Genomic DNA, 23,893 nt, shown 5'->3' on the forward strand with positions numbered 1-23,893 from the left:
AGCCGCCCCGGAATGACGGTGCTAAATTACTCCGCCGCCGTAAGGTGGGGCACCTTGCCCGCGATCTCGGTCGGCACCGGCGCGGCCCAGGGCGCGCCGCGGCGGCGCTTGACGTCGATTTCCATCCAGTAGATTTCCCAGCCCTGCGTGGGCCCGATGCCGTCCATCGTGGCAGGCCCCTGGATCGAGCGCGCATGTGCCGCGTCGAGGAACAGCATAGGCTTCTCGCCGCCGACCACCTTCTCGATCTCCTGCCGCAGCAGGCGGCGATACTGCACGATCGCCTTGTCCGATTGTCCCAAATGCTCGTTGGTGCGGTCCTGGATCGGGCCCATCGACTCCACCGCCCACTGGTCGTGGACATTGATGTCGGTCCCCATGCCGGTATAGGTCGCAGTCGCCTGTTCGTGCGGATCGAAACCGTAATCGTTCGACTTGTTCTTGCGCGACTTGTAGTCCGGCAGCTCATAGAGCTCGAGACGCTGGTCGCGCATCTTCGTCTTGTCGACCGGCGTCGTGTAAGAGGTGAAGATCGCGTACCAGTAGCAGTTCTCGTCATCGATCGGCACGTGCCACTGCGTGATCGTCATCTCCGTGCTCATCGGGATGACGAAGCCGTGCGGGAAGAGCTGGTTGGTGACGCGCACATGGGTGCGCTCCGCATCTAGCTCGCGCAGCGCGATCAGGCGAAGCCCATATTCGGTGTGCTCGACATTGATGATCGGGTTGTCGTATTCGCGCAAAATCTTCGTCATCGGCATATCGCTTCCGGCAGACGCGCCGCGGAACTGCTTGCCGTAGGCGGTGGAAGTGTCTTCGTCCTCGAAGAAGCGGTGCAGGAAGGAGGCATGCGCCGGATCGATGCCGACTTCCAGCGCCTGCAGCCAGTTGCAGTTGATGTGGCCCTTGAACGCAAAGGTATGGCTGTCGGGCGCCACAAAACAGTCGATCTCCGGAAACGCCGGCGGTTCGCCTTCGCCGAGATACGCCCAGAGGATGCCGCTCTTCTCGACCACGGGATAGGAGCGCTGCTTGATGCCCTGGCACAGCTTTGAGTCCTTCGGCTCGGCCGGCGTCTCCAGGCACTGGCCGGAGACGTCGAACAGCCAGCCATGGAAGGCGCAACGCAGCCCGCCATTCTCCAGCCGTCCGAACGCGAGGTCGGCGCCGCGATGCGCGCAGTGGCGATCGATCAGGCCGTAGCGGCCCTGCTCGTCGCGAAACAGCACGAGGTTTTCGCCGAGCAACTTTACGGGGCGCACCGGCCGCGATCCCTGCAGCTCGTCGACCAGCGCCGCCGGCTGCCAGTACATCCGCATCAGCTTGCCGCACGGGTCCTTGCGCCCGGTGCGGGTGATCAGGTCATTCGCTTCCTGGCTCATCATGGCGAGGATCTCCGCAAGTTAGATTTGTTCGCCTATTGAACTTTTGTGCGATTTTAGCGTAGGCTTGGCGTGAGGCAAGCGGATTATGGAGGCAGCGATGCCCAAGCTTAAGCGCGCGGCGGACGCTGACAACCGCGGCGCGACCGATTTCATCGAAAGCCTCGACCGCGGCCTGCGTGTGCTCGAAATATTTGGCGGCAGCCGGCAGCCGATGACGCTGAGCGACCTCGCCAAGGCGGCTGAGCTGCCGCGCGCCACCGCGCGGCGCATCCTCTTCACGCTCGAACGCGCCGGCTTCGTCGCAACCGACGGCAAGCTATTCCGCCTGACGCCGCGCGTGCTGGTGCTGGCGTCAAGCTATCTCGCCTCCAACCATGTCGTCTCGGTGCTGCAGCCGGCGCTTGATCGATTGTCGGCTGAAGCGCAGGAAATCGCGTCGATGGCGATCCTCGACGGCGACGACGTCGTCTTCATCGCGCGCGCCAGCCCGACGCGAATCTTCTCGTCAGGCATCGATATCGGCTACCGGCTGCCGGCGTTTTGTACTTCGGTCGGCCGTGTCCTGCTGTCGCGGCTGGCCGACGACGAACTGGCCGCCGTGCTCGACCGGATGGAGCTTGCGCCGCTGACACCGTTCACCGTCACCGACAAGAAGCAGCTCCTGAAGACGATCGTCGCCGATCGCGCGCAGGGTTATTCGCTGGTCGATCGCGAAGCCGAGCCGGGTTTCCGTTCGGTCTCGGTGCCGGTCCGCCGCTACGACGGCGCGATCATCGCCGCCATCAACATGGGCGCGCATGTCGACCGCGTGTCCGCGGAAGAGATGGTCGAGAAATTTCTGCCGCGCCTGCGCGAGGCGGCGGCATCAGTCAAAGCGATGCTGGTGTGAGTCCGAAATGGCGGACGATGTTCTGCGCGATCGCCTCCGCCGAATTCAGTTCGGTATCCAGCCGGACACAATCGGGCCGCGGCACTGCCGTGAAGTCGTAGCTGTCGAGAAATCTGGTGAGGGCTTCGCCTGAAGCCATCTTGCGTCGCGCTACCCGGTCGGGATTGCCGACCCGCTTCATCGCTTCTTCGCGCGAACAATGCAGGAAGACCGGCAGCAACTCGCCGCCGTACCGTTGTACGATCTCCTCGAAATTTGCGAACTGGACGCGATCGTCGGGCTCGGCGTAGCAGAACGTCATCACCAGCAACGGTACGCCGTTCGCTGCCGCGGCATTGAGCGCCGACGATCTGACGTCGTGGACAAGCTCCCAGAATCCGGGCGCGTCGAAGTCGAAGATCGTACGTGCAAGATCGATCGCCGCGTGATTGTCCATCAGTCGGCCCGGCACCATCCGGAGCAGAGCGTTGGCGACCGTCAGCTTGCCGACCGCGGGTGAGCCATGGAGGAAAAGCAGCTTCATGCGCCATCAGTATCGCGAACAGGCCCGAAGTTCGAGGGCACCCGGGCTAATGCTTGAACGCCGCGGCGATCGCCTCGAACTGGGCGACGACCTTCGGCGTCACCAGATAGTGCAGGATGCCCGCAACCGAGAGGCTGACGGCCATGGCGACGAGCGTGTATTGCGCGGTGAACACGGCCAGAAGGATCGTGCGCAGGCGGCGTCGGCGCACCTTCGGTGCCCGGGCGACGGCAAGGATGGCGTCGTCTTCGCCTTCAACGCTGCTCATGCGTTCTAATGCTCGGACAGAAGCTGATCGAGACGCGACTGCAGCCGCCGGTTGGCCCGTTCGGTCGCGCGCAGCTTGCGTGCCCGTTCCAGCGGAATGACGTCGCTCGTCTCTTCTACATCTGAAAACGCCAGCCCGGCCGCGTTGTGGTCGCGCCAGACGAGGCGGGCCGGGCAGGAGAGGCCCCTGCGCCCGATTTCGAAATCGATCCGGTCGGGGACGATGGCAGAGTTCTCGAATTCGATCTTCGCGCCACGCCTGCTGAAATTACGCACGACACAGGCAAGCGTCGAATTGCGCGCGTTGAACGCGACCATCCCGCCGTAATAGACGCGGGCTCTTTGGTGTTGACGGCGCTCCAGCATGATAGTCCTCCATGCGATTAACGCTTTAGTAACACTCCTTCAGCGTGTGTTACAGCCGTCGCTCGCATGAAGCTTGTGCGGTGGTTAACGGGCGCGCTTGCCATCGGATGCAACCGTCGAGCGCGTACCTTCGGCCTGGCCGAAACAGCCGTTTACGAATGGAAGCGATCAGGACACCGCGCTGCGCAGGCCGAACGCGTGCTTGTCATGCAGCACCGGCGCGACTGCATCGCTCAGCCGCGCCGCCGCCGCGTCGACGGAGAGCCCGGCGGTATCGACCACGGCTGACGCCCGTGCATAGAGCGGTTCGCGGCTGACCAGGATGTTGCGCAATTCCGCCATCGCGGAACGGTCGTCAGCCATCGGGCGCAAATCGCCCTGGCGGCGGACGCGGGCCATGTGCTCTTCCGGCTCGGCCTTGAGCCAGATGGTGTAGAACGACGACAGGATCAGGTCGAAGGTCAACGGCTCGGAGACGATGCCGCCGCCGGTCGCCAGCACCATCAATTCCTTGCGCGCCAGCAATTGCGTCAGTGCCGACTGCTCCATGCGGCGAAAGCCTTCCTGGCCGTAGAGCGCGATGATCTCGGCGACGGACAAGCCGTTCTGCGCCTCGACCTCCTTGTTGAGCTCGACGAATTTCCAGCCGATCTTCTTCGCCAGCATCCTGCCGAGGGTGGATTTGCCGGCGCCGCGCAGGCCGATCAGGGCGATGCCGGCAAACGAAATCCGCCGCTGCGCCGATAGGCCGCCGCCGGCCAGCGCATCCTTGGCCTGCGCAATCTGCGCCGGCGTTGCCTTGCGCAAGAGATCGCGGATCACGGCCCAATCCGGCGCGGGCTCGGCCGAGGGAATGAGATCTTCGAGATGCGCGCCCATCGCGTTCGACACGCGTCTGAGCAGCACGATCGAGACGTTGCCCTTGCCGCTTTCGAGCTGCGCGATATAGCGCTCCGAAATTCCAGAAACTTTTGCGAGCACTTTTCGCGACATGCCGCGAAGGGCGCGCATGGTGCGCACACGCTGGCCAAGCTGCTCGAGAAAGCCGGATTCGGGGTCGCTGGCCTCGGTCATTTCCCTCGTTCGGCATTGCGTCGGGGTGAACGGATTTCGGAAACATAATGCCGATGAGGATTGACAGCAAGCGTAGCCGGTGTCTTTGTATGAATTATAATTCTTAAAAACTCAGGGGAGAAGCGTCGTGAGCGGCACGTCCGGTTCGTACAATGCGGTGACCTGGCTGCTCGACCGCAATGTCGAGGAGGGGCGCGGCGCCAAGCTCGCCTTCACCGACACCGTCACCGAACTCACCTATGGCGAGCTGCAGCGGCGGACCCGCCGCGTCGCCAACATGCTGCGCCGGCTCGGCGTCCGCCGCGAAGAGCGCGTGGCAATGATCATGCTCGACACCGTGGACTTTCCCGCGGTGTTCCTCGGCGCGATCCGCGCCGGCGTCGTGCCGGTGCCGCTCAATACGCTGCTGACGTCGGAGCAGTACGCCTACATTCTCGGAGATTGCCGCGCGCGCGTGCTGTTCGTCTCCGAAGCGCTGCTGCCGGTCGTCAAAGATGTCGTCGCGCGGATGCCGGACCTCGAGCATGTTGTCGTGTCGGGCAAGGACGCCCACGGCCACAAGAAACTCTCCGATGAACTCGCACGCGAGAGCGATACGTTCGCGACCGCGGCGACGCATCCCGACGAGCCTGCGTTCTGGCTCTATTCGTCGGGCTCGACCGGCATGCCGAAGGGCGTGCGGCATCTGCATGCCAATCTCGCCGCCACCGCGGAAACCTATGCCAAGCAGGTGCTCGGCATTCGCGGGGACGATGTTTGTCTCTCGGCGGCAAAACTGTTCTTTGCCTATGGCCTCGGTAATGCGCTGACGTTTCCGATGTCGGTCGGTGCTTCCACGGTGTTGCACACGGAACGGCCGACGCCGGCTGCGATGTTCGCGCTGATGAACAAGTACAACCCGACTATCTTCTACGGCGTGCCGACGCTGTTCGCCGCGATGCTCAACGACGAGACGCTGAAGGACGCGCGCGCCGGCAATCGCTTGCGCATCTGCACTTCCGCCGGCGAAGCGCTGCCGGAATCGGTCGGCAACGCCTGGAAGGCGCGCTTCGGCGTCGATATTCTCGATGGCGTCGGCTCGACCGAGCTGCTGCACATCTTCCTGTCCAATGCGCCCGGCGACATCAAATACGGCTCCTCCGGCCGTCCGGTGCCCGGCTACAAGGTGCGGCTGGTCAATGAGGCCGGCGCCGAAGTGGCCGATGGCGAGGTCGGCGAATTGCTGGTCGATGCGCCCTCGGCCGGCGAAGGCTACTGGAACCAGCGCGCCAAGAGCCGTTCGACCTTTGAGGGCCACTGGACCCGCACCGGCGACAAATACACTCGCGACGCCGATGGCCGGTACACCTTCTGCGGCCGCAGCGACGACATGTTCAAGGTTTCCGGCATCTGGGTCTCGCCGTTCGAGGTCGAGAGCGCGCTGATCACCCATCCGGCCGTGCTCGAGGCCGCCGTCGTCCCCGAAGCCGATCCCGAAGGACTGTTGAAGCCGAAAGCCTTCGTCGTGCTGCGCGCCGGCGCCAGGACGGATGATTTACATGAAGCATTGAAGGAGCACGTCAAGCAGAAGATCGGCCCATGGAAATATCCGCGCTGGATCGACGTGGTGGACAGCCTGCCGAAAACGGCGACGGGGAAGATTCAACGGTTCAAGCTGCGGGATGGCGAAACGGCGAAGGCATGATGGACTTGTCATTCGAAGTGCAAAGTGTTGCCGCAAGTGGCGCTCGTTCCCTCCCCCCTTGCGGGGTCCGAGGCGAGCGAAGCTCGCTCTCGAGGCTAGGGAGAGGGGTAAGCCGCAACGGCGGTGCGCGTGGCTACCCCTCTCCCCAACCCTCCCCCGCAAGGGGGGAGGGAGCTCACCGCGCCGTGTTGTGAGGGGAGCGGTTACAATGACAACCCTAACCCCCTCAGGCTTCCTCACGGTCGGCGCCTCCCATCTCGAATACCGCATGATCGGTCCGTCGCCCGAGCACGCGCCGGTTATCGTGATGCTGCATGAGGGTCTCGGCTCGACCGGCCTGTGGGGCGACTTTCCCGATAAGCTGCAGGCCGCGACCGGCGCCGGCGTATTCGTCTATTCGCGCGCGGGCTACGGCGCGTCGACGCCGGTAAAGCTGCCGCGGCCGCTCGACTACATGCATGTCGAGGCGCTCGACGTGTTGCCAAAACTGCTCGACAAGATCGGCTTTCGCCGCGGCCTGCTGCTCGGCCATTCCGACGGCGCTTCGATCGCGGCGATCTATACGGGCTCGCATCAGGATCACCGCGTGCAGGGCCTCGCGCTGATCGCCCCGCATTTCATCGTCGAGGATATTTCGGTGGCGTCGATTGCGGCGATCCGGACCGCCTACGAGACCACGAACCTGAAGGGCAAGCTTTCGCGCTGGCACAGGGACGTCGACAACGCCTTCTATGGCTGGAACGGCGCATGGCTCGATCCTGATTTCCGCAACTGGGATATTTCCGAATACCTCGCCTATATCCGCGTGCCGGTGGCGATCGTGCAGGGCGTGGATGACCAGTATGGGACCATGCGCCAGGTCGAGATCGCGCAGGAAGAATGCTATTGTCCGGTTGATGTGACTGTGATTCCGGGCGCGGGACATCAGCCGCATCGCGAAACGCCGGAGGCGACGCTCGATGCGATTTCGGATTTCGCAAAGGCGGTGTTGCACACAGGTAGCGGCTCGCAGGGACGGGCCGCGTAACGCATTTGTTCATGCGCTTGCCGAGGCGCTGTTGCGATGACCGCGCCGTCCTCAGGCATCGGTCATCTGCCGCTGCCGCGATGGGCTTATGTGCCCGGCCAGTCCAAGGAAGCCGCCGCCGATTACGAAACGCTGGCACAGATCGCAGCGCTGGTGCCGGCGCGCTTCCAGGGCTACGTGCCCGCGCGCCACCCGGCGCTGCGCTACGGCATGGCGCTCAACGACCACGGCTACTTCTGGGAATCGCAGGAGATCCTGGAAGCGGTATGGGCGGCGGCGCCGCAGGGCGGCCGCGAGCGGATTTTGCTGCGAGCCTGCATCCTGATCACGACCGCCAATCTGCGGCTGCGCATGCAAAAGCCGCACGTCGCGGTCCGGCTATTCGGTGAAGCGTTCGACGAACTCGAGGCGCTCGGTATGCGCAATGTCGGCGGCGCCGGCTTTGCCGACAGCTTTCCGGTTGCCGCCCTTGCGGGCCTCATCAAGGCCAAGCTGGAGCAGCCGCAGCTCGCCAAGGGCGATTGCGTGGCCTTTGCGGCCGCCGGCCGAACATGAAACAAAATGCATGTTCCGGCGTTTTAGGCTGGACTCACTCAAAAACATGCACTATTGTGCATGAAGCGAACCAAACAAATCCTGAGAAAACGACAGAGGGTGGCTCATGGCCGGTGAAGATCGCGTCCTTGCGGGGGGAGCGAAATACATCGATTTTCAAACCGATCCGTCGCGTTACCGTCACTGGAAGTTGGCGGTGGAGGGCGAGGTCGCAACCCTCACCATGGACGTCGATGAGAATGCCGGCCTGTTCGAGGGCTATCAGCTCAAGCTGAATTCCTACGATCTCGGCGTCGATATCGAACTTGCCGACGCCGTGCAGCGGCTGCGCTTCGAACATCCTGAAGTGAAAGTGGTGGTGATGCGTTCCGGCAAGAACCGGGTGTTCTGCGCCGGCGCCAACATCCGCATGCTGGCGGGGGCGACCCACGCCCATAAGGTCAATTTCTGCAAATTCACCAACGAGACCCGCAACGGCCTGGAAGATTCATCGGAAAATTCCGGGCAGCGTTTCATCACCGTCGTCAACGGCACCGCGGCCGGCGGCGGCTATGAGCTGGCGCTCGCGACCGATCATATCGTCATGGCCGATGACGGCGCCGCCGCCGTGGCGCTGCCGGAAGTGCCGCTGCTCGCGGTGTTGCCGGGCACCGGCGGTCTGACCCGCGTGGTCGACAAGCGCAAGGTGCGCCGCGACCATGCCGACTTCTTCTGCACCATTGAGGAAGGCATCAAGGGCAAGCGCGCCGTCGCGTGGCGGCTGGTCGATGAAATCGCCCCGAACAGCAAGCTCGAGGCCAAGGTTGCCGAGCGCGCCAAGGAATTCGCCGCCAGCTCGAAGCGCAATGGCAGTGGCAAGGGCATCACGCTTGCGCCGCTCAACCGCACCATCGACGAGACCGGCATCCGCTACGGCTTTGTCAGCGTCGACATCGACCGCGCGGCGCGGATTGCGACCATTTCGATCAAGGCGCCGGAGGCCGCGCCGCCCGCCGATATCGACGGCCTGATCGGGCAGGGCGCCTCGTTCTGGCCGCTCCAGGTGGCGCGCGAGCTCGATGACGCAATCCTTCACTTGCGTATCAACGAACTCGAAATCGCGATGCTGGTGTTCAAGTCGCACGGCGACCCCGCCAATGTGGTCGCCTGCGACGCCTTCCTGGAAGCCAACAAGGCGCACTGGCTGGTCAACGAGATCAGGCATTACTGGAAACGGGTGTTGAAGCGCATCGACGTCACCTCGCGCACGCTGGTGACGCTGGTCGAGCCCGGCTCCTGCTTTGCCGGTACGCTCGCCGAACTCGTGTTCGCCGCCGACCGTTCCTACATGCTGATCGGCTCACGCCAGGGCGACAACCGCCCGCCGCCGGCGATCCAGCTCACCGCGCTGAATTTCGGCCCCTATCCGATGAGCCACGGCCTGACCCGCTTGCAATCGCGCTTCCAGGCCGATCCGTCCGATCTGGAACGCACGGAAGCCACCATCGGCACCACGCTCGATGCGGAGGAAGCCGAAGAGCTCGGTCTGGTTACCTTCGCGCTCGACGACATCGATTGGGACGACGAGGTGCGGGTGTTCCTGGAAGAGCGCACATCCTTCTCGCCCGACGGCCTCACCGGCATGGAAGCGAATCTGCGCTTCGTTGGTCCCGAGACCATGGAATCGAAAATCTTCTCGCGCCTCACGGCGTGGCAGAACTGGATCTTCCAGCGCCCCAACGCGGTCGGCGAAGAAGGCGCGCTGCGCCGCTACGGCACCGGACAGAAGGCGCAATTCGATATGACGAGAGTTTAGGCCCGTGTCCCGGGCGCTGCGCGGCACGCTTGTGACGCGGCTCGCAGAACCGGGACCCACCCTAGCCACCGAAATAGGTCCCGGCTCTGCGGTGCATCGTGAAGAACGCTGCACCGCGTCCGGGACACGAGACCGAAACACGGGAGGCCCCAATGAACTACATGAACGTCGACTATTCGACCAAAATCCCCAACAACGTCAATCTCAGCGAAGACCGCCAGGTGCTGAAGGCGCTGGAAGGCTGGCATCCCGGTTATATGGACTGGTGGGGCGACATGGGGCCGGAAGGTTTTCAGCAGTCGCTGGTTTACTTGCGCACCGCCTATTCGGTCGATCCGCGCGGTTGGGCCAAGTTCGACTACGTCAAGATGCCGGAATATCGCTGGGGTATCCTTCTTGCTCCCCAGGAAGAGAACCGCGTCATTCCCTTTGGCGAGAATTACGGCAAGCCGGCCTGGCAGGAGGTCCCCGGCGAACATCGCGCCACGCTGCGCCGCCTGATCGTGATCCAGGGCGACACTGAGCCAGCCTCCGTCGAGCAGCAGCGCCATCTCGGCAAGACCGCGCCCTCGCTCTACGACCTGCGCAACCTGTTCCAGGTCAATGTCGAGGAAGGCCGCCATCTCTGGGCGATGGTCTATCTCCTGCAGAAATATTTCGGCCGCGACGGCCGCGAGGAGGCCGACGATTTGTTGCGCCGCCGCTCGGGCGATGCGGATTCCCCGCGCATGCTCGGTGCCTTCAATGAGGCGACGCCGGACTGGCTGTCGTTCTTCATGTTCACCTATTTCACCGACCGCGACGGCAAGATGCAGTTGCACTCGCTGGCGCAATCCGGCTTCGATCCGCTGTCGCGCACCTGCCGCTTCATGCTGACCGAAGAGGCGCATCACATGTTCGTCGGCGAGACCGGCATCAGCCGCGTCGTGCAGCGCACCTGCGAGGCGATGAAGGCGGCCGGCATCACCGATCCGACCGATGTCGCCAAGGTCCGCGCGCTCGGCGTGATCGACCTGCCGACCATCCAGAAGAAGCTGAACCTGCACTATTCGCTGTCGCTCGATCTCTTTGGTTCGGAAGTCTCGACCAACGCGGCGAATGCCTTCAATGCCGGCATCAAGGGCCGTTACAAGGAAACCCAGATCGACGACGACCACCAGCTCAAGAACGCCACCTATCCGGTGCTCAAGCTGGTCGACGGCGTGATCACGCGGGTCGACGAGCCGGCGCTGACCGCGCTCAACATGCGGCTGCGCGACGACTACACGCAGGATTGCGTCAAGGGCATGCTGCGCTGGAACAAGGTGATCTCGACCGCGGGCTATCAGTACAAGCTGACCCTGCCGAACGTCGCGTTCCACCGACAGATCGGCGAGTTCAAGGACGTCCATGCCACGCCCGACGGCGTCCTGATCGACGATGCCACCTGGAACCAACGCAAGGGCGAATGGTTGCCTTCGTCGCAGGACGGCGACTTCATCGCCTCGCTGATGAAGCCGGTCACCGAAGCCGGCCAGTACGCCTCCTGGATCTCGCCGCCGAAAGTCGGCATCGACAACAAGCCCGGCGATTTCGAGTACGTGAAGATCGAAACCTGAACCCGCCCCGCAATCGGGGAGCAGTAACATGGACCCCGACCGCGACCTCGAACAACTAAGCCGCGACCAATTGGTCGCGGAGGTGAAGCGCCTCAGAGCAGGCATCCGCGCGCACCGCGACAGCACCGGTCACGACCTCTGCTGGCATCATCCCGATCTCTGGGGCCTGTTGCCCGAGCGCGTCACGCCCGAAGTGGCTGTCCCGCCTTGGCCGAAATTCCTGCGCGGCTGCGTGCGCTATCGCGAAGCGCTGGAGCGCGAACTGCCCAACGCGCCGAAGGCTGATGTCGAATATGATAAGGACGAGCCGTAATTCTACGTCGCCCCGGCCTTGAGCCGGGGCCCATAACCACCGGCCGTCGTTGTTTTGGCACGGCGTCTGCTATCGTGCGTTATTGATGGATCACGCGGTATGGGTCCCGGCGCCCGTGCGCAATTGCGCCACTAGGCCGGGACGACGTTGGCTTCGGGGCTGCGGATCTACCCTGCGATCTCACTTCCCGCGGTCGCATAGACTACCCCGCCGTCGACAGCGATGACGACCAACGCCAACGAGGCGGCCGGAGCTGGCGCAAAATATGCGTGAAAACATTCAGGGTTCTTTCAAGAAGGCAGCCGTTCCCTTATGAGGAGCGGTAGGGCCACTATTCTCGCTCCAGTAGACGTGGTGGCCATCGGGGACCTTTGAATGTTTGGCTGGATCAAGAAGAATTTGTTCGGGAAACAGGCCGAAGTCGATCCATACGATCAATGCACCATCGAATTCATCGAGGAATGCAAGCGGCAGAACTGTGTGCCGGCGAGCTACGACCCTCAGGCGCGTAGCTTCCAGTTCACCGACGGGAGGAACGTCAATCTCCACAATCTCTTTGCCGCCTGGCTGCCGCTCGACCAGCAGGGCCGTGCGGAGGCAGTCGCGAGGTTTGTTCGATCGATTGACGAGTCCCCGAAACATGCAGACATCTCGCCGGAGGCGCTTCCCGATCAACTGATGCCCGGCATTCGTCCCCGTGCATTGATTGGAAACGCGCTGCTGCAGCATTGGATCGACGGAGCGCCGGCTGATGCGACCACCGAGATCGCCTGGCTTCCATTCGCAGCCGACCTTGCAGCCTGTGTCGTTCGCGACATGCCCCTGACGATGGCGCCGATGGCACGTGACAATCTGGCGTTCGCCGGTCTTCCCATTGAAGACGCGATGTCGAAAGCGATGTCGAATTTCCGCGCGAGAATGCCGGCGGTTGTTTTCGAGCCTGTCGGGAACGGTGTCTTCGGCTGTAACAACTTCCAGGATCATCAATCCGCGTTGCTTCTGCTGGAGCCCGGCAAGGACTACGCCTTGCCGCCTATCGAAGGTGCTCCCGTCGCGCTCGTTCCAGGCCGGAACGTCTTCTATCTGACCGGAAGCGCCAATCTGCCGGGGCTGATCACGCTGCTGGAGATGTCCGAGACGGCAGGTCAGACGCCAAATTTCTGCTCATCGATGATCTTGCAATGGGCCGGCGATCGCTGGTCAGAATTTCGTTTCGAACCGGGCACCGCTAATGCTGACCGTCAGCGACTGATTGCGCTGCGTCAGGCGACAGCCGATTACGCATCTCAAAAACAAATGCTGGATCAATATTACCTGAATCAGGGGTTGGACATTGCAGTTTCCGAACTTCTGGCCTTCCAGAAACAGGATCGGGCGGCTTCGGTCATCAGCATTACAGTTCTGGCCTCGGGCACCAGCGGTACGCTCTTGCCGCAGGCTGAACGCCTCAGCTTTGTCAGGCAGACCATCGATCCCAAGACCGGAGTGGCGCAGAATGGCTCTGAAGACGTTGCCGATGTCACATGGTCCGAAGCGATGGACATGGTCGGCCATTTGTTCGAGCCAGTCGACCATCTCTATCCACCGCGTTTCCGCGCCCTGGGTTTCCCTGAAGCCGACGCCTGGACGAAACTGAAGGCGTTGACGCGACGGGTTTGAGTCCGGTAAGGCGCTCAAAGCGCAATCCGCGCTTCCAACAAAAGCTGTCACCCGCGAAGGCGGGTGATCCAGTCGACACTGGCCTCAATCACAGAAACACCGTGGTCAACCAATTGAGGCCGCGGCGTACTGGATACCCCGCCTTCGCGGGGTATGACAGCCAGCGGTGCGTCCGCCACACTACCCCGCAATCTCACTCCCCGCGGTCGCATACACCACGCCGCCGTCGACCGCGATCGTGTTGCCGACTACATAGTCGCCGGCCCGCGAGGCGAGGTAGATCGCCACACCCGCCATGTCCTCATCGGTGCCGATGCGCCGCGCCGGAACGCGTTTTGCCACCGCGTCGGCCTGGTCGCGCGCGGCGCGGTTCATGTCCGATGCGAAGGCGCCCGGCGCGATCGCGGTGACATTGATATTGTCCTTGATCAGCTTGGCCGCCATGCGCCGCGTCAGGTGGATCACCGCAGCCTTGCTTGCGGCATAGGAATAGGTCTCCGTCGGGTTGACGAAGATGCCGTCGATGGAGGCGATGTTGATCACCTTGGCGGGACGATCGGGCGAGGCCGCCGCGCGCAGCGGTTTCGCCAGCGCCTTGGTCAGGAAGAACAGCGACTTGACGTTGAGGTTCATCACCTTGTCCCAGCCGCTTTCCGGGAATTCGTCGAATTCCGCGCCCCACGCCGCGCCGGCATTGTTGACGAGGATGTCGAGCTTCGGCTCCAGCTTGATGATTTCGGATGCCAGCTTTTCGCAGCCTTCGACGGTCGAGATGTCGATCGGCAGCGCGATGCATTCGCCGTCATAGGCGGCGGTGAGTTCTTTGGCGGTCGCCTCGCAGGGACCTGCCTTGCGCGCGGTGATGTAAACCTTCGCCGCGCCCTGCGCGAGAAATCCGGCCGCGATCATCTTGCCGATGCCGCGCGAGCCGCCTGTCACCAGCGCGACGCGGCCGTTGAGCGAGAAAAGATTCTTGAACATTGCGTTCCTCCATTTGCTTTGCCGGAGGTTTTGGGCGTGGGAGCAGAGCGAGTCAAGGAAGGCGCCATTCTTCCTTCTCCCCTTGTGGGAGAAGGTGGCATAGGCGGCCTTTGGCCGCCGTCTCTTAGAACGCCGATGCTTCGCATCGGCTACGGCGCCGGATGAGGGGTTCTCTCCGCGGAAAGAACCCCTCATCCGTCTCGCTGCCGCTTCGCGCCAGCGATCCACCTTCTCCCACAAGGGGAGAAGGGAAGTAAGGACTACGCCGCGTCGATGCGGCGAAAGCCGTTCCACATCGCGGTGGCAGCGCCGGAGGTCAGGACCGGGATGATCCGTGCGTCCTGGTAGTTGCCGTTGAGGGAGACCCGCTGCAGCGCGGTCATGTGGCCGGCGCTTTCGGGGAAGATCATGCCCGGCCGCGTCGTGACTGCCGTCTTGAATCCCGCCGCCTTCGCCAGGGCGAATTCGCGCTGGCCCGCGGCGATCCGGTCGCCATAGGGATAGGCGAGATGAAGCACCGGCCGCTGCAACTTGGCTTCGATCCGCGCGCGGCTTTCGGTCAGTTCGAGCCAAACGGTCTCTTCGCTCTGCCGCGCCAGATTGCAATGCGTGATCGTATGCGCGCCGATCGTCACCAAGGAATCGTCCGCGAACGCCTTCAATTCCTCCCAGGACATGCAGAGATCGCGGGCGATGAGAGACTCGTCGACATCATGGCGCGTGCATAGCGCGGAGATTTCGCGCTGCAGGTCGTGCTCGCCCGGCAGTCGACGCAGCCAGTCGTGCACGCGGTCAAAGGCGGCCTGCTTGGCTGCCGGCGTCGAGGTATCGAGGCGGATTGCTGTGCCGCCGATCGGGACTTCGATCGAGGTAGTGTTGGCGATCGCCTTTTCGAGCGCGACCCACCATAACCTTCCGGCGCCTTCGGCGAAATCGCTCGTGACGTAAACGGTGAGGGGCGCGTCAAACTCACGCATCACCGGCAAAGCGCAATCGCGGTTGTCACGATAGCCGTCGTCGAGGGTGAAGCAGGCAAAGCGCCGCGCGAAATTCCGCTTCTGGAGTCGCTGATGCACCTCGTCCATGGTGACGATGTCGACGTCGAGCGCGCGAAGATGCGCGAGCATCGCGCGCAAGAACTCCGGCTCGACTTCGAGATGATGATTGGGCTGAAACTCGCCATCGCGGCGCGGACGGACGTGGTGCAGCATGAAAATGATGCCGACTCCTGCGAAGATTGGTCGCAGCAGGTGGTGCGCTCCGGAGAAGTACAGCGCTTCCAGCCCGGCCCGAATGACGGTGTTGCGAAGCAGTTTCATCGAGATGCAGGGCTGCCCGGTTAATTACGGGGACGAAACTAGCGACAGACGGCTGAAGAAACTGTTAGCCGGACCGATTTCCGTCTCCTTTCGCGCCTGCGACATTTCGGGTTTGACAGCCCCGCAAGGGTTTGTTTTCTCTCCGTTCCGGACCCGGCGGGAACTCGAATGCGCGGACTTTTCAAGTGGAGTAGCAAATGGTGGCCGGGTGTCATTCCGCTGGTCGTCTGTTGGGCTATCGCGGCGTGGACGAGCACCGAACCGCTGGAAATCGACCTGGCGCAGCGTTCGGCGGCGGCCCTCAAGGGCACCATCCTCGATAAGCGGCGGATCTCGGTCGAAGGCCGCGACGTGACCCTGGCCGCAGACGCATTCTCGGAAGACGGCCGGCAGAGTGCGGTGGCTTCGGTGGAAGCGGTGCCGGGCGTGCGTTTGGTTAACGACGCAACCCGGCTCGTTCCCGAAGCCAGGCCGTTCGTCTGGTCGGCTGAACGCGACGTGGTCCGGGTAACGCTATCGGGCAGTTCGCCCCTGCCGGCGAGCAAGGGCCGGCTGATGGAGGCGGCTCGCGCCAGCCTCGGCGGTGTCGAGGTGGTCGACCGGACGACTCTTGCGCGCGGGGCGCCGCCTCGTTTCGACAATGCCGCGCTGTTGCTGATCGACCAGATCGGCAAGCTGAAGGACGGCAAGATCACGCTGTCGGACACCACGGTCAGCCTGTCCGGCATGGCACGCGAACTCGGCGGCCGCGAAGCGATTGCCGCCGCGCTGAAAAATCTGCCCGAGGGCTTTTCGATCGCGTCCAACGAGGTCAAGGCACCGCCTTACATTTTCCAGGCCTACAAGGATCCCGTCGCGGTAACGCTGACGCTGACCGGCAACGTGCCCGACAACAACGTCCACGCCGCGCTGGTGGCGGCGGCGGGGCGCAAGTTCTTCAGCGAAAAAGTCGTCGATAACCTCAAGACGAGCATCGGCGCGCCCGCAGGCTTCGCCAACGCGGTGGTACCCGCGCTCGGCGCGCTGTCGCGGCTGTCGACCGGTACGCTCGTCGTCTCCGACCGCGAGGTGAAGCTGTCGGGTGATGCGCTCTATGAAGCCGCCGCCAGTCAGATCCGCGCCGGCCTCGGCAAGGACTTTCCGCAGGGCTGGCAGTTCAAGCCGGAAATCTCGGTCAAGCCGGCCGCGGCGCCGGTGGATGCGACGGTCTGCCAACAATTATTTACCGAACTGCTCGGCAAGGCCCGGATCCGCTTCGAATCCGGCAAGGCCGACATCGTCGCCGATTCCGCCGGTCTGCTCGATCGCCTGATCGAAACCGCGTTGCGCTGTCCGGCCGCCAATATCGAGATCGCCGGACATACCGATACCGACGGCGACGAGGCGGCCAACCAGGCGCTGTCCGAGAGGCGCGCGCAGGCGGTCGCCGACTATCTGGTCAAGGCGGGATTACCCGCCAACCGGTTCAGTGCGGTCGGCTACGGCTCGACGCAGCCGATTGCGGGTAACGAGAGCGACCAGGGCAAGGCGCAGAACCGCCGTATCGATTTCGTGGTGAAGTGAGCATGGCCTATCTGACCACATTCTACTGGGGCTGGCTCCTGGCATCGGTGCTGCTCGGCTTCGGCATGGGCTGGATATCCGTGGTTCAGCACGGCGAAGGCATCTCGCGGAAATGGCGGTGGGCGCTTTCGGCTTTGGTCGCGGCGCTGGTCGCAGCCGCGCTCGCGCGCATTGTGCCCGGCCGTTTCGGCTACTGGCTCGATCTCGGCCTGATCATGTTCGCACTCTATCTCTGCGGTTGTGCGATCGGATCATTGTTGCGCAACTGGGTGGTCTCGCGCACTGCACCGCCGGCCTGACTGCATCATGAGCCGGCCAGCATCACCGCCGTCATCGTCACGGGTTGTTGACCGGTCCCGGCTATGGTCCGAAACTCCCATCGGGCGGCGGGAATGCAGAAAAACTGTGCTACCGCCGTCATCAACTTCGCCTAATATGTTGAAGAAGCGCGTTTTATTGTCGTCAGACGAATTCCACTCCGGCCCAAAACGCGCTACCAGAGGGGCAAGGGAGCCGCGTAGCGGCGGCGGGGTTCGCGCCATTGCCGTCGTCGCAGAAGCGCAATTCGAGGTGTAGATGCTGGAAGCAATACGCAGGGCAACTTCGTTTCTGCGCCAGAAACAGGTCCTGCATAAGCTCGGGGTCCTTATCAGCATCACGGTCATCGCCGTTGCGTGCTACGTGCTCTATCACATGCTCCGCGGCATCGACACCAACGAGGTGATCGACGCCATCAAGGGCACCGAGCCGCGCCGGATCGCGCTGGCGGCCCTGTTCGTGGCGGCAGGCTATTTCACGCTGACCTTCTATGATTGGTTCGCCGTCCACGCCATCGGCCAGCACCACATACCCTACCGCATCAACGCGCTGGCTGCATTCACCTCCTATTCGATCGGGCACAATGTCGGCGCCAGCGTCTTCACCGGCGGCGCGGTGCGCTACCGGATTTATTCGGCCTGGGGGTTGAACGCGATCGACGTCGCCAAGATCTGCTTCCTGGCCGGACTCACCTTCTGGCTCGGCAATGCCGCGGTATTGGGACTGGGCATCGCCTACCACCCGGAAGCCGCCGCCTCGATCGATCAACTTCCGGCCTGGCTCAACCGCGTTGCGGCGTTCGGAATCATCATCGCCCTGGTCGGCTATGTCGCCTGGGTCTGGGCCCAGCCGCGCGGGGTCGGCCGCGGACCGTGGACGGTCACCCTGCCGGGCGGCCCGCTGACGCTACTGCAGATCGCCATCGGCATCGTCGATCTCGGCTTCTGTGCGCTGGCGATGTACATGCTGGTGCCGGACGAGCCCGATATCGGCTTTGTCGTCGTCGCGGTCATCTTCGTCTCGGCCACGCTGTTGGGATTCGCCAGCCATTCGCCGGGCGGGCTCGGCGTCTTCGATGCCGCCATGCTGGTCGGCCTCTGGCAGATGGACCGGGAGGAACTGCTCGCTGGCATGCTGCTGTTCCGTGTCCTCTATTATATCGGCCCTTTTGTCATATCTGTAATCTTGCTGACGCTTCGGGAGATTATCATCGGCGCGCGATCGAAGCGCCTGCGCCAGTTGGCGTCTGCCGCCGACCCCGAGCCGAGGCATGAGGCCCCCGTCTACGTGCGCGAGCGTGGAGACACCGGCGCCTGATGATGTGGCGGGCGCCTCGCGAATAGCGGAAGGAAAGCCTGCGTCCATGGCGATAGACGATTCGAACTCCTCCTCCTTCTTTGCACCGTGGCCGGACCGGTTGCGGCATTCGGCCATCATCCTGTTGGCCGCCGGGCTGGCGCTGTGCGCGCTGGTGCTGTTGGCCGATCTCTCGCTGGCGCGTGCGGTAGCGGTCTTCATCTGCATTGCCGCCGCAGCGCTGGTGCCGTGGCGGCTGCATGATACCGTCGGTTCCCGCGAGGATGTCCGCGCCGTCAGTCCGGTTGAATCCGCTGCCGTCAGCGCGGTCGTTGCCGGCATGCCGGACCCGGCCGTGCTGCTCGACCGCGCCGGCCGCGTCATTCATCTCAATGCGGCAGCCGCCCAGCTCGCGCCAGCGCTGCGCAAGAACGAACTCGCCCAGTTCGCGCTGCGCTCTCCCGAGATCATCACCGCATTGCGCGAGGCGATCGCCACCAGCGAGCCGCGCCGCGCCAACTATCTCGATCAGGTGCCGGTCGACCGCTGGATGGAACTGGTCATCACCCCGGTGCCGGTGCCGACGCTGTTCGGCGGCACCGAACGATGCATGCTGATGACCTTCCATGACCAGACGCCGCTACGGCGGGTCGAGGAAATGCGCGCCGATTTCGTCGCCAATGCCAGCCATGAGCTGCGCACGCCGCTCGCCGCCTTATCGGGTTTCATCGATACGCTGCAGGGCCCGGCCAAGGATGATGCCAAGGCGCGCGAGCGCTTTCTCTCCATCATGCATGCGCAGGCAACGCGGATGGCGCGGCTGATCGACGACCTGCTGTCGCTGTCGCGGGTCGAGCTGTCGGCGCATGTCCGCCCGGAAGCTTGTGTCGATATCGTGCCGATCATTCGTCAGGTCGCCGACGGGCTGGAGCCGTTGGCCAGGGAACGCCAGGTCGCGATCGAGATCGATCTGCCGGAGACGCCGGTCGCGATTGCGGGCGATCGCGAGGAACTGCTGCGGCTGTTCGAGAACCTGATCGAGAACGCGCTCAAATATGGCGCGTCCGGCGGGAGGGTGATCGTCTCGCTGAATCAGGTCGCCTCGGGAGAGGGCGCGCCGGAAGTGCGCGTCACGGTCCGCGATTTCGGCCCGGGCATTGCGCCCGAGCATCTGCCGCGGCTGACCGAACGCTTCTACCGGGTCGATGTCGGCGACAGCCGCGCGCAGGGTGGTACCGGGCTCGGTTTATCCTTGGTGAAACACATTGTTAACCGCCATCGCGGCCGGCTGTTGATCGAAAGCGTGCCGAAAAACGGCGCCACCTTTACCGCCTGTTTTCCCCCGGCGAAGCCGAGGCCCGAAGCCTGAGATCCAGCGATTACCTCTTTCGGGCGCGGGTCGCCGATTGCATCCTTTTTGCCTTCCTCCGGCCTGCGGCCTTGCTTGATGAAGGTGCGCAGCAAGCGCCCTCAGTCGGTCCATCAAACATGTTGCAAAGCTCGGGATGACCATTGCAGCAATCGTTGACCAGGAATTGGAGAAGCGACTGCATTCCCTCGACATCCGAGCGGTAAACTATGGTGCGACCATCCCGGGCCGCGCGCAGCAATCCCGCCCGCACCAAAATGGCCAGATGCGTGGAGAGCGTATTGTGCGGTGCACCGATCGTTTCGGCGATCACGCCTGCCGTAATGCCAACTGGTTCGTGTTTGATCAGCAGCTTGAAGATAGCAAGACGTGTCGGCTGCGCCAGCGCAGCGAGCGCGGAGATGGCGTGGGGTTCGGTCAGTTGGCTGCCGGTGGGGACGAAGCTGGCGTGACTTGCGGCAGCCAGCATGGATTTGCGCATTGCTTCCTGCTTTCGAACGAGTCGGAATCTTAAACTTTTACCGACTGGTCTGGTGACAGGCTAGAACAATTCCATTATTGAATATGTCGAGATGTCTCGACAGATGGGTTTTTGGCTTCGTGCCAAAAGCGAGAAAGGTCCCACGAGGCATCAGCCGGTAGGCGTTACCGGCTGACCGAGGAAACCCGCCGATAGGCGTATCGGCGTAGCCGAGGAGTGAATTACCATGTCGCGATGCGATCGCATGGTCGATGTCGGCCGCCGAAAATTCCTGGGCGGCGCAGGTCTTGCCGCCGCCGGTGCAGCCGCCACCACAATCGTTTCGACGCAAGTCAAAGCCGCCCCGCCCGCCGCGCGCGTCGACTATCCCTCAAACCGGCTCGCCAATATCGGTGATCTCAAGCTTAACGAGCCGGTGAACGTCTCTTATCCCGACGGAGATGCGCCGGGCGTACTTTTGAAGCTCGGCAAGAAAGTACCGGGCGGCGTCGGTGCGGATGGCGACATCGTGGGCTTCTCGATCGTATGCCCGCACAAGGGATTTCCGCTCAGCTACAATGCGGCCGACAAAACGATGAACTGCCCAGGGCATTACTCACGCTTCGACTGCGAGGCTGGCGGCCAGCAGGCCTGGGGCCAGGCAACGCAGAATCTCCCGCAATACGTGCTTCGTGTGGACGACAAGGGTGACATCTACGCCGAAGGCGTGGATGAGCTGCTCTACGGCCGTCTTTCCAATGTGCTCTGAGGGGGAGAAACGTTCATGGCCTACAAGCGTCAAATCGATCGGCTCCCAATCATCCCCGCGGACGCCAAGGAATTCAACGTTACCTGCCATTACTGCATCGTGGGATGCGGCTACAAGGCCTACACCTGGCCCGCCAACAAACAGGGCGGCGTGGCTCCGGGGCAGAATAAATTCGGCACCGATCTAGCCAAGCAGCAGCCTGCCGAAACTGACGCATGGTACGCACCCTCGATGTACAACGTCGTTCGCCAGAACGGCCAGGACGTTCACATCGTCATCAAGCCGGACAAGAACTGCGTTGTGAATTCAGGATTGGGGTCAGTGCGGGGCGCGCGCATGGCGGAGATGAGCTATTCGCAGCAGCGCAACACGCAACTTCAGCGCCTTACCGATCCCATGGTCTGGCGCTACGGGCAAATGCAGCCCACAGGCTGGGACGACGCACTCGATCTGGTGGCGCGGGTTACCGTGGCCGTAATGAACGATATGGGCGAAGATGGAATATTCGTCTCAGCTTTCGACCACGGCGGTGCAGGCGGTGGTTACGAAAACACCTGGGGTACGGGCAAACTCTATTTTGGGGCGATGAAGATCAAGAACATCCGCATCCACAACCGGCCGGCCTACAATTCCGAAGTCCACGCAACCCGCGACATGGGCGTGGGCGAGCTCAACAACTGCTACGAAGATGCCGAACTTGCAGATACGATCGTGGCGGTCGGGACCAATGCCCTGGAAACGCAGACCAACTACTTCCTCAATCACTGGGTGCCGAACCTGCGCGGAGCTTCGCTTGACAAGAAGAAGGCACAGTTTGGTGCGGAGCCGGTAGATCGGGCAAAAGTCATCATCGTCGATCCACGTCGGACAGTGACGGTCAATGCCTGCGAAGTCGAAGCCGGCAAAGACAACGTCATGCATCTGGCGATCAATTCCGGTACGGACCTGGCTCTGTTCAATGCCTGGATGACCTATATCGCGGAGAAGGGCTGGCTCGACAAGGCCTTCATTGATGCGTCGACAGCCAACTTCGAGCAGATGAAGGCTGCGAACAAGATCAGCCTGGAGGACGCTGCCAAGATCACTGGCTTAAGCGCTGATCAAATTCGCAAATCGGCAGAATGGATCGCGCAGCCCAAGCCAGGCAACGCCCGTCGTCGAACGATGTTTGCGTACGAAAAGGGACTGATCTGGGGCAACGACAATTACCGGACCAACGGCGCGCTGGTAAACGTCGCACTGGCGACCGGAAATGTCGGGCGCCCCGGGGGCGGTTGCGTCCGCATGGGTGGCCACCAGGAAGGCTATTCGCGGCCTGCGGATGCCCATGTCGGCCGGCCCGCCGCCTACGTCGATAAGCTCTTGATGGAAGGCAAGGGCGGCGTGCATCACATCTGGGGATGCGACCATTACAAGACGACGCTGAACGCCTTCAAATTCAAGCAGAGCTACAAGAAGCGCACTGACATGGTGAAGGACGCAATGATGACCGCTCCCTATGGGGACCGGCCCGCCATGATCAATGCCATTGTCGGGGCGATCAAGAAGGGCGGACTCTTCGCGGTCGACGTCGACATCGTGCCAACCAAGATCGGTGAAGCGTGCCACGTGTGGCTGCCGGCAGCCACATCGGGAGAAGCCAATCTTACTTCAATGAATGGCGAGCGGCGCATGCGCCTCACCGAGAAATACATGGATCCGCCAGGGCAGGCGATGGCCGATTGCCTGATCGCGGCGCGCATCGCCAACCACATGGAGCGGGTGCTGCGTGAGCAAGGCAAGGCCGATATCGCCGACCGCTTCAAGGGCTTCGATTGGAAAACCGAAGAGGACGCCTTCATGGATGGTTATCACAAGCATGAAAAGGGCGGCCAGTTCGTTACCTATGAGCGCCTGCGCGCGGTGGGTACCAACGGTTTCCAGGAACCCGCCGTCGATTTCAAGGACGACAAGATCATTGGCACCAAGCGACTGTTCACCGATGGAAAGTTCGGTACGAAGGACGGCAAGGCCAAGTTCATGGAAACGGCATGGCGTGGCTTGCAAGCGCCGGGCAAGGAAGCCGAGAACAAGAAATTCCCGTTCCTCATCAATAATGGCCGCGCCAATGTTATCTGGCAGAACGCGTATCTCGACCAGGACAACGAGTTCGTCATGGACCAGATGCCGTATCCCTACATCCAGATGAACCCGAAGGACATGGAGGAGCTCAAGCTCAAACAGGGGGATCTCGTTGAAGTCTACAACGACAACGGCTCGACGCAGGCTATGGTCTATCCCACGACGACTGCCAAGCCGAAGCAAACCTTTATGCTGTTCGCTTATCCGACCGGCGTGCAAGGCAACGTGGTATCGGACGGCGTGAACGAATTCATCATCCCCAATTACAAGCAGACATGGGGAAGCATTCGCAAGCTCGCCGACGCGCCGGAAGGCGTCAAGCATCTCAGCTTTAAGTCGCTCGACTACACGGCCTAGAATTTCGATGTTGATTCCGAGATCAAAGCACGGTCGCTAACAGGGTAGCGACCGTGAGTATCCAGACTGCGTCCTAACCAGACGAAGCGGTGCTCCTGCAAGCCTGTTGCTCCGAGATGAGCACCTGGGAGGCCGGGAACAAATTTGCCTGTTTCCCCAGGCGAACCGCCCTTGCGCTTTTGCAATCCAAAGTAAAATCCAGGTC

At 62.6% G+C, this 23,893-nt stretch carries 21 protein-coding genes and 1 pseudogene; 14 read left to right on the forward strand and 8 right to left on the reverse strand.

The genetic code is table 11. The features are described from left to right. Nucleotides 1–26: 26 nt before the first annotated feature. Entirely contained in the window at nucleotides 27–1,385 is a 1,359-nt protein-coding gene (locus tag V1292_RS10485; protein WP_334372312.1) for an aromatic ring-hydroxylating dioxygenase subunit alpha, read from the reverse strand. A gap of 97 nt (nucleotides 1,386–1,482) precedes the next feature. Between V1292_RS10485 and V1292_RS10490 the strand changes: the two genes are divergently transcribed. Continuing rightward, nucleotides 1,483–2,274, forward strand: coding sequence for an IclR family transcriptional regulator domain-containing protein (locus V1292_RS10490; protein WP_334372314.1), 792 nt, complete (start codon nucleotides 1,483–1,485; stop codon nucleotides 2,272–2,274). Here V1292_RS10490 and V1292_RS10495 read toward each other — a convergent pair. The 4 genes and pseudogenes from V1292_RS10495 to V1292_RS10510 form a co-directional block, all read right to left on the reverse strand. Further along, nucleotides 2,255–2,797 carry a hypothetical protein gene (locus V1292_RS10495; RefSeq protein ID WP_334372316.1) on the reverse strand — a complete coding sequence of 181 codons (543 nt, stop codon included), beginning with the start codon at nucleotides 2,795–2,797 and terminating at the stop codon, nucleotides 2,255–2,257. The genes V1292_RS10490 and V1292_RS10495 overlap by 20 nt on opposite strands. A gap of 46 nt (nucleotides 2,798–2,843) precedes the next feature. Continuing rightward, a complete protein-coding gene (locus V1292_RS10500; protein WP_334372318.1) occupies nucleotides 2,844–3,065 on the reverse strand; it encodes a hypothetical protein in 222 nt (73 codons plus the stop codon). Nucleotides 3,066–3,070: 5 nt separating this feature from the next. Then, entirely contained in the window at nucleotides 3,071–3,430 is a 360-nt protein-coding gene (locus V1292_RS10505; RefSeq protein ID WP_334372320.1) for a PilZ domain-containing protein, read from the reverse strand. 168 nt (nucleotides 3,431–3,598) lie between these two features. Next, a pseudogene (locus tag V1292_RS10510) lies at nucleotides 3,599–4,567 on the reverse strand (helix-turn-helix transcriptional regulator); the annotation flags it as partial. Nucleotides 4,568–4,631: 64 nt separating this feature from the next. Here V1292_RS10510 and V1292_RS10515 point away from each other — a divergent pair. The 7 genes from V1292_RS10515 to V1292_RS10545 all read left to right on the forward strand — a co-directional run bounded on the left by V1292_RS10515 (nucleotide 4,632) and on the right by V1292_RS10545 (nucleotide 13,135). Further along, entirely contained in the window at nucleotides 4,632–6,188 is a 1,557-nt protein-coding gene (locus V1292_RS10515; protein WP_334372322.1) for a benzoate-CoA ligase family protein, read from the forward strand. Nucleotides 6,189–6,396: 208 nt separating this feature from the next. After that, nucleotides 6,397–7,215, forward strand: a complete 819-nt coding sequence (locus V1292_RS10520) for an alpha/beta fold hydrolase (RefSeq protein ID WP_334372324.1) — start codon at nucleotides 6,397–6,399, stop codon at nucleotides 7,213–7,215. Nucleotides 7,216–7,251: 36 nt separating this feature from the next. Further along, entirely contained in the window at nucleotides 7,252–7,770 is a 519-nt protein-coding gene (locus V1292_RS10525; protein ID WP_334372326.1) for a DUF309 domain-containing protein, read from the forward strand. A 106-nt stretch (nucleotides 7,771–7,876) separates the two neighbouring features. Next, nucleotides 7,877–9,565, forward strand: a complete 1,689-nt coding sequence (boxC, locus tag V1292_RS10530; RefSeq protein WP_334372328.1) for a 2,3-epoxybenzoyl-CoA dihydrolase — start codon at nucleotides 7,877–7,879, stop codon at nucleotides 9,563–9,565. A 161-nt stretch (nucleotides 9,566–9,726) separates the two neighbouring features. Then, on the forward strand, nucleotides 9,727–11,163 hold the full coding sequence (boxB, locus tag V1292_RS10535) for a benzoyl-CoA 2,3-epoxidase subunit BoxB (RefSeq protein ID WP_334376995.1): 1,437 nt from the start codon (nucleotides 9,727–9,729) through the stop codon (nucleotides 11,161–11,163). Nucleotides 11,164–11,191: 28 nt separating this feature from the next. Further along, on the forward strand, nucleotides 11,192–11,476 hold the full coding sequence (locus V1292_RS10540; RefSeq protein WP_334372330.1) for a hypothetical protein: 285 nt from the start codon (nucleotides 11,192–11,194) through the stop codon (nucleotides 11,474–11,476). A 375-nt stretch (nucleotides 11,477–11,851) separates the two neighbouring features. Then, nucleotides 11,852–13,135, forward strand: a complete 1,284-nt coding sequence (locus tag V1292_RS10545) for a hypothetical protein (protein ID WP_334372332.1) — start codon at nucleotides 11,852–11,854, stop codon at nucleotides 13,133–13,135. 180 nt (nucleotides 13,136–13,315) lie between these two features. Here the strand turns inward: V1292_RS10545 and V1292_RS10550 are convergent, their stop codons facing one another. Together V1292_RS10550 and V1292_RS10555 are read right to left on the reverse strand one after the other, a co-directional pair. After that, the gene (locus V1292_RS10550) at nucleotides 13,316–14,116 is read right to left on the reverse strand and encodes an SDR family oxidoreductase (RefSeq protein WP_334372333.1); all 801 of its coding nucleotides are present in this window, start codon (nucleotides 14,114–14,116) and stop codon (nucleotides 13,316–13,318) included. Between the two features lie 260 nt (nucleotides 14,117–14,376). Beyond that, on the reverse strand, nucleotides 14,377–15,435 hold the full coding sequence (locus V1292_RS10555) for a polysaccharide deacetylase family protein (protein WP_334372334.1): 1,059 nt from the start codon (nucleotides 15,433–15,435) through the stop codon (nucleotides 14,377–14,379). Between the two features lie 168 nt (nucleotides 15,436–15,603). Here V1292_RS10555 and V1292_RS10560 point away from each other — a divergent pair, with 168 nt between their 5' ends. From V1292_RS10560 to V1292_RS10575, 4 genes are all read left to right on the forward strand, one after another. Further along, nucleotides 15,604–16,998: an OmpA family protein gene (locus V1292_RS10560; protein ID WP_334372335.1), complete on the forward strand. Its 1,395-nt coding sequence runs from the start codon at nucleotides 15,604–15,606 to the stop codon at nucleotides 16,996–16,998. Nucleotides 16,999–17,000: 2 nt separating this feature from the next. After that, nucleotides 17,001–17,297: a hypothetical protein gene (locus V1292_RS10565; RefSeq protein ID WP_334372336.1), complete on the forward strand. Its 297-nt coding sequence runs from the start codon at nucleotides 17,001–17,003 to the stop codon at nucleotides 17,295–17,297. Between the two features lie 277 nt (nucleotides 17,298–17,574). Beyond that, a complete protein-coding gene (locus V1292_RS10570) occupies nucleotides 17,575–18,633 on the forward strand; it encodes a lysylphosphatidylglycerol synthase domain-containing protein (protein WP_334372337.1) in 1,059 nt (352 codons plus the stop codon). A gap of 46 nt (nucleotides 18,634–18,679) precedes the next feature. After that, nucleotides 18,680–19,981, forward strand: coding sequence for an ATP-binding protein (locus tag V1292_RS10575; RefSeq protein ID WP_334372338.1), 1,302 nt, complete (start codon nucleotides 18,680–18,682; stop codon nucleotides 19,979–19,981). A 10-nt stretch (nucleotides 19,982–19,991) separates the two neighbouring features. Here V1292_RS10575 and V1292_RS10580 read toward each other — a convergent pair whose 3' ends face one another. After that, entirely contained in the window at nucleotides 19,992–20,462 is a 471-nt protein-coding gene (locus V1292_RS10580) for an ArsR/SmtB family transcription factor (RefSeq protein ID WP_334372340.1), read from the reverse strand. Between the two features lie 226 nt (nucleotides 20,463–20,688). On the opposite strand from V1292_RS10580, the gene V1292_RS10585 reads away from it, so the two are divergent. Both V1292_RS10585 and V1292_RS10590 read left to right on the forward strand, forming a co-directional pair. Further along, entirely contained in the window at nucleotides 20,689–21,210 is a 522-nt protein-coding gene (locus V1292_RS10585) for an arsenate reductase (azurin) small subunit (protein WP_334372342.1), read from the forward strand. A 15-nt stretch (nucleotides 21,211–21,225) separates the two neighbouring features. Further along, complete coding sequence (locus tag V1292_RS10590; protein WP_334372344.1) at nucleotides 21,226–23,688, forward strand: arsenate reductase (azurin) large subunit; 2,463 nt, start codon at nucleotides 21,226–21,228, stop codon at nucleotides 23,686–23,688. The last annotated feature ends 205 nt before the right edge of the window (nucleotides 23,689–23,893 follow it).

It is taken from the genome of Bradyrhizobium sp. AZCC 1719 (assembly GCF_036924525.1).
Classification (GTDB): Bacteria; Pseudomonadota; Alphaproteobacteria; order Rhizobiales; family Xanthobacteraceae; genus Bradyrhizobium.

Coding starts and splice junctions, on each gene's coding strand:
- V1292_RS10490 (WP_334372314.1), top strand. CDS start 1,483: ATGCCCAAGCTTAAGCGCGCGGCGGACGCTGACAACCGCGGCGCGACC.
- V1292_RS10580 (WP_334372340.1), bottom strand. CDS start 20,462: ATGCGCAAATCCATGCTGGCTGCCGCAAGTCACGCCAGCTTCGTCCCC.
- V1292_RS10485 (WP_334372312.1), bottom strand. CDS start 1,385: ATGATGAGCCAGGAAGCGAATGACCTGATCACCCGCACCGGGCGCAAG.
- V1292_RS10570 (WP_334372337.1), top strand. CDS start 17,575: ATGCTGGAAGCAATACGCAGGGCAACTTCGTTTCTGCGCCAGAAACAG.
- V1292_RS10590 (WP_334372344.1), top strand. CDS start 21,226: ATGGCCTACAAGCGTCAAATCGATCGGCTCCCAATCATCCCCGCGGAC.
- boxC (WP_334372328.1), top strand. CDS start 7,877: ATGGCCGGTGAAGATCGCGTCCTTGCGGGGGGAGCGAAATACATCGAT.
- V1292_RS10545 (WP_334372332.1), top strand. CDS start 11,852: ATGTTTGGCTGGATCAAGAAGAATTTGTTCGGGAAACAGGCCGAAGTC.
- V1292_RS10525 (WP_334372326.1), top strand. CDS start 7,252: ATGACCGCGCCGTCCTCAGGCATCGGTCATCTGCCGCTGCCGCGATGG.
- V1292_RS10565 (WP_334372336.1), top strand. CDS start 17,001: ATGGCCTATCTGACCACATTCTACTGGGGCTGGCTCCTGGCATCGGTG.
- V1292_RS10520 (WP_334372324.1), top strand. CDS start 6,397: ATGACAACCCTAACCCCCTCAGGCTTCCTCACGGTCGGCGCCTCCCAT.
- V1292_RS10550 (WP_334372333.1), bottom strand. CDS start 14,116: ATGTTCAAGAATCTTTTCTCGCTCAACGGCCGCGTCGCGCTGGTGACA.
- V1292_RS10505 (WP_334372320.1), bottom strand. CDS start 3,430: ATGCTGGAGCGCCGTCAACACCAAAGAGCCCGCGTCTATTACGGCGGG.
- V1292_RS10500 (WP_334372318.1), bottom strand. CDS start 3,065: ATGAGCAGCGTTGAAGGCGAAGACGACGCCATCCTTGCCGTCGCCCGG.
- V1292_RS10555 (WP_334372334.1), bottom strand. CDS start 15,435: ATGAAACTGCTTCGCAACACCGTCATTCGGGCCGGGCTGGAAGCGCTG.
- V1292_RS10575 (WP_334372338.1), top strand. CDS start 18,680: ATGGCGATAGACGATTCGAACTCCTCCTCCTTCTTTGCACCGTGGCCG.
- V1292_RS10585 (WP_334372342.1), top strand. CDS start 20,689: ATGTCGCGATGCGATCGCATGGTCGATGTCGGCCGCCGAAAATTCCTG.
- boxB (WP_334376995.1), top strand. CDS start 9,727: ATGAACGTCGACTATTCGACCAAAATCCCCAACAACGTCAATCTCAGC.
- V1292_RS10540 (WP_334372330.1), top strand. CDS start 11,192: ATGGACCCCGACCGCGACCTCGAACAACTAAGCCGCGACCAATTGGTC.
- V1292_RS10560 (WP_334372335.1), top strand. CDS start 15,604: ATGCGCGGACTTTTCAAGTGGAGTAGCAAATGGTGGCCGGGTGTCATT.
- V1292_RS10495 (WP_334372316.1), bottom strand. CDS start 2,797: ATGAAGCTGCTTTTCCTCCATGGCTCACCCGCGGTCGGCAAGCTGACG.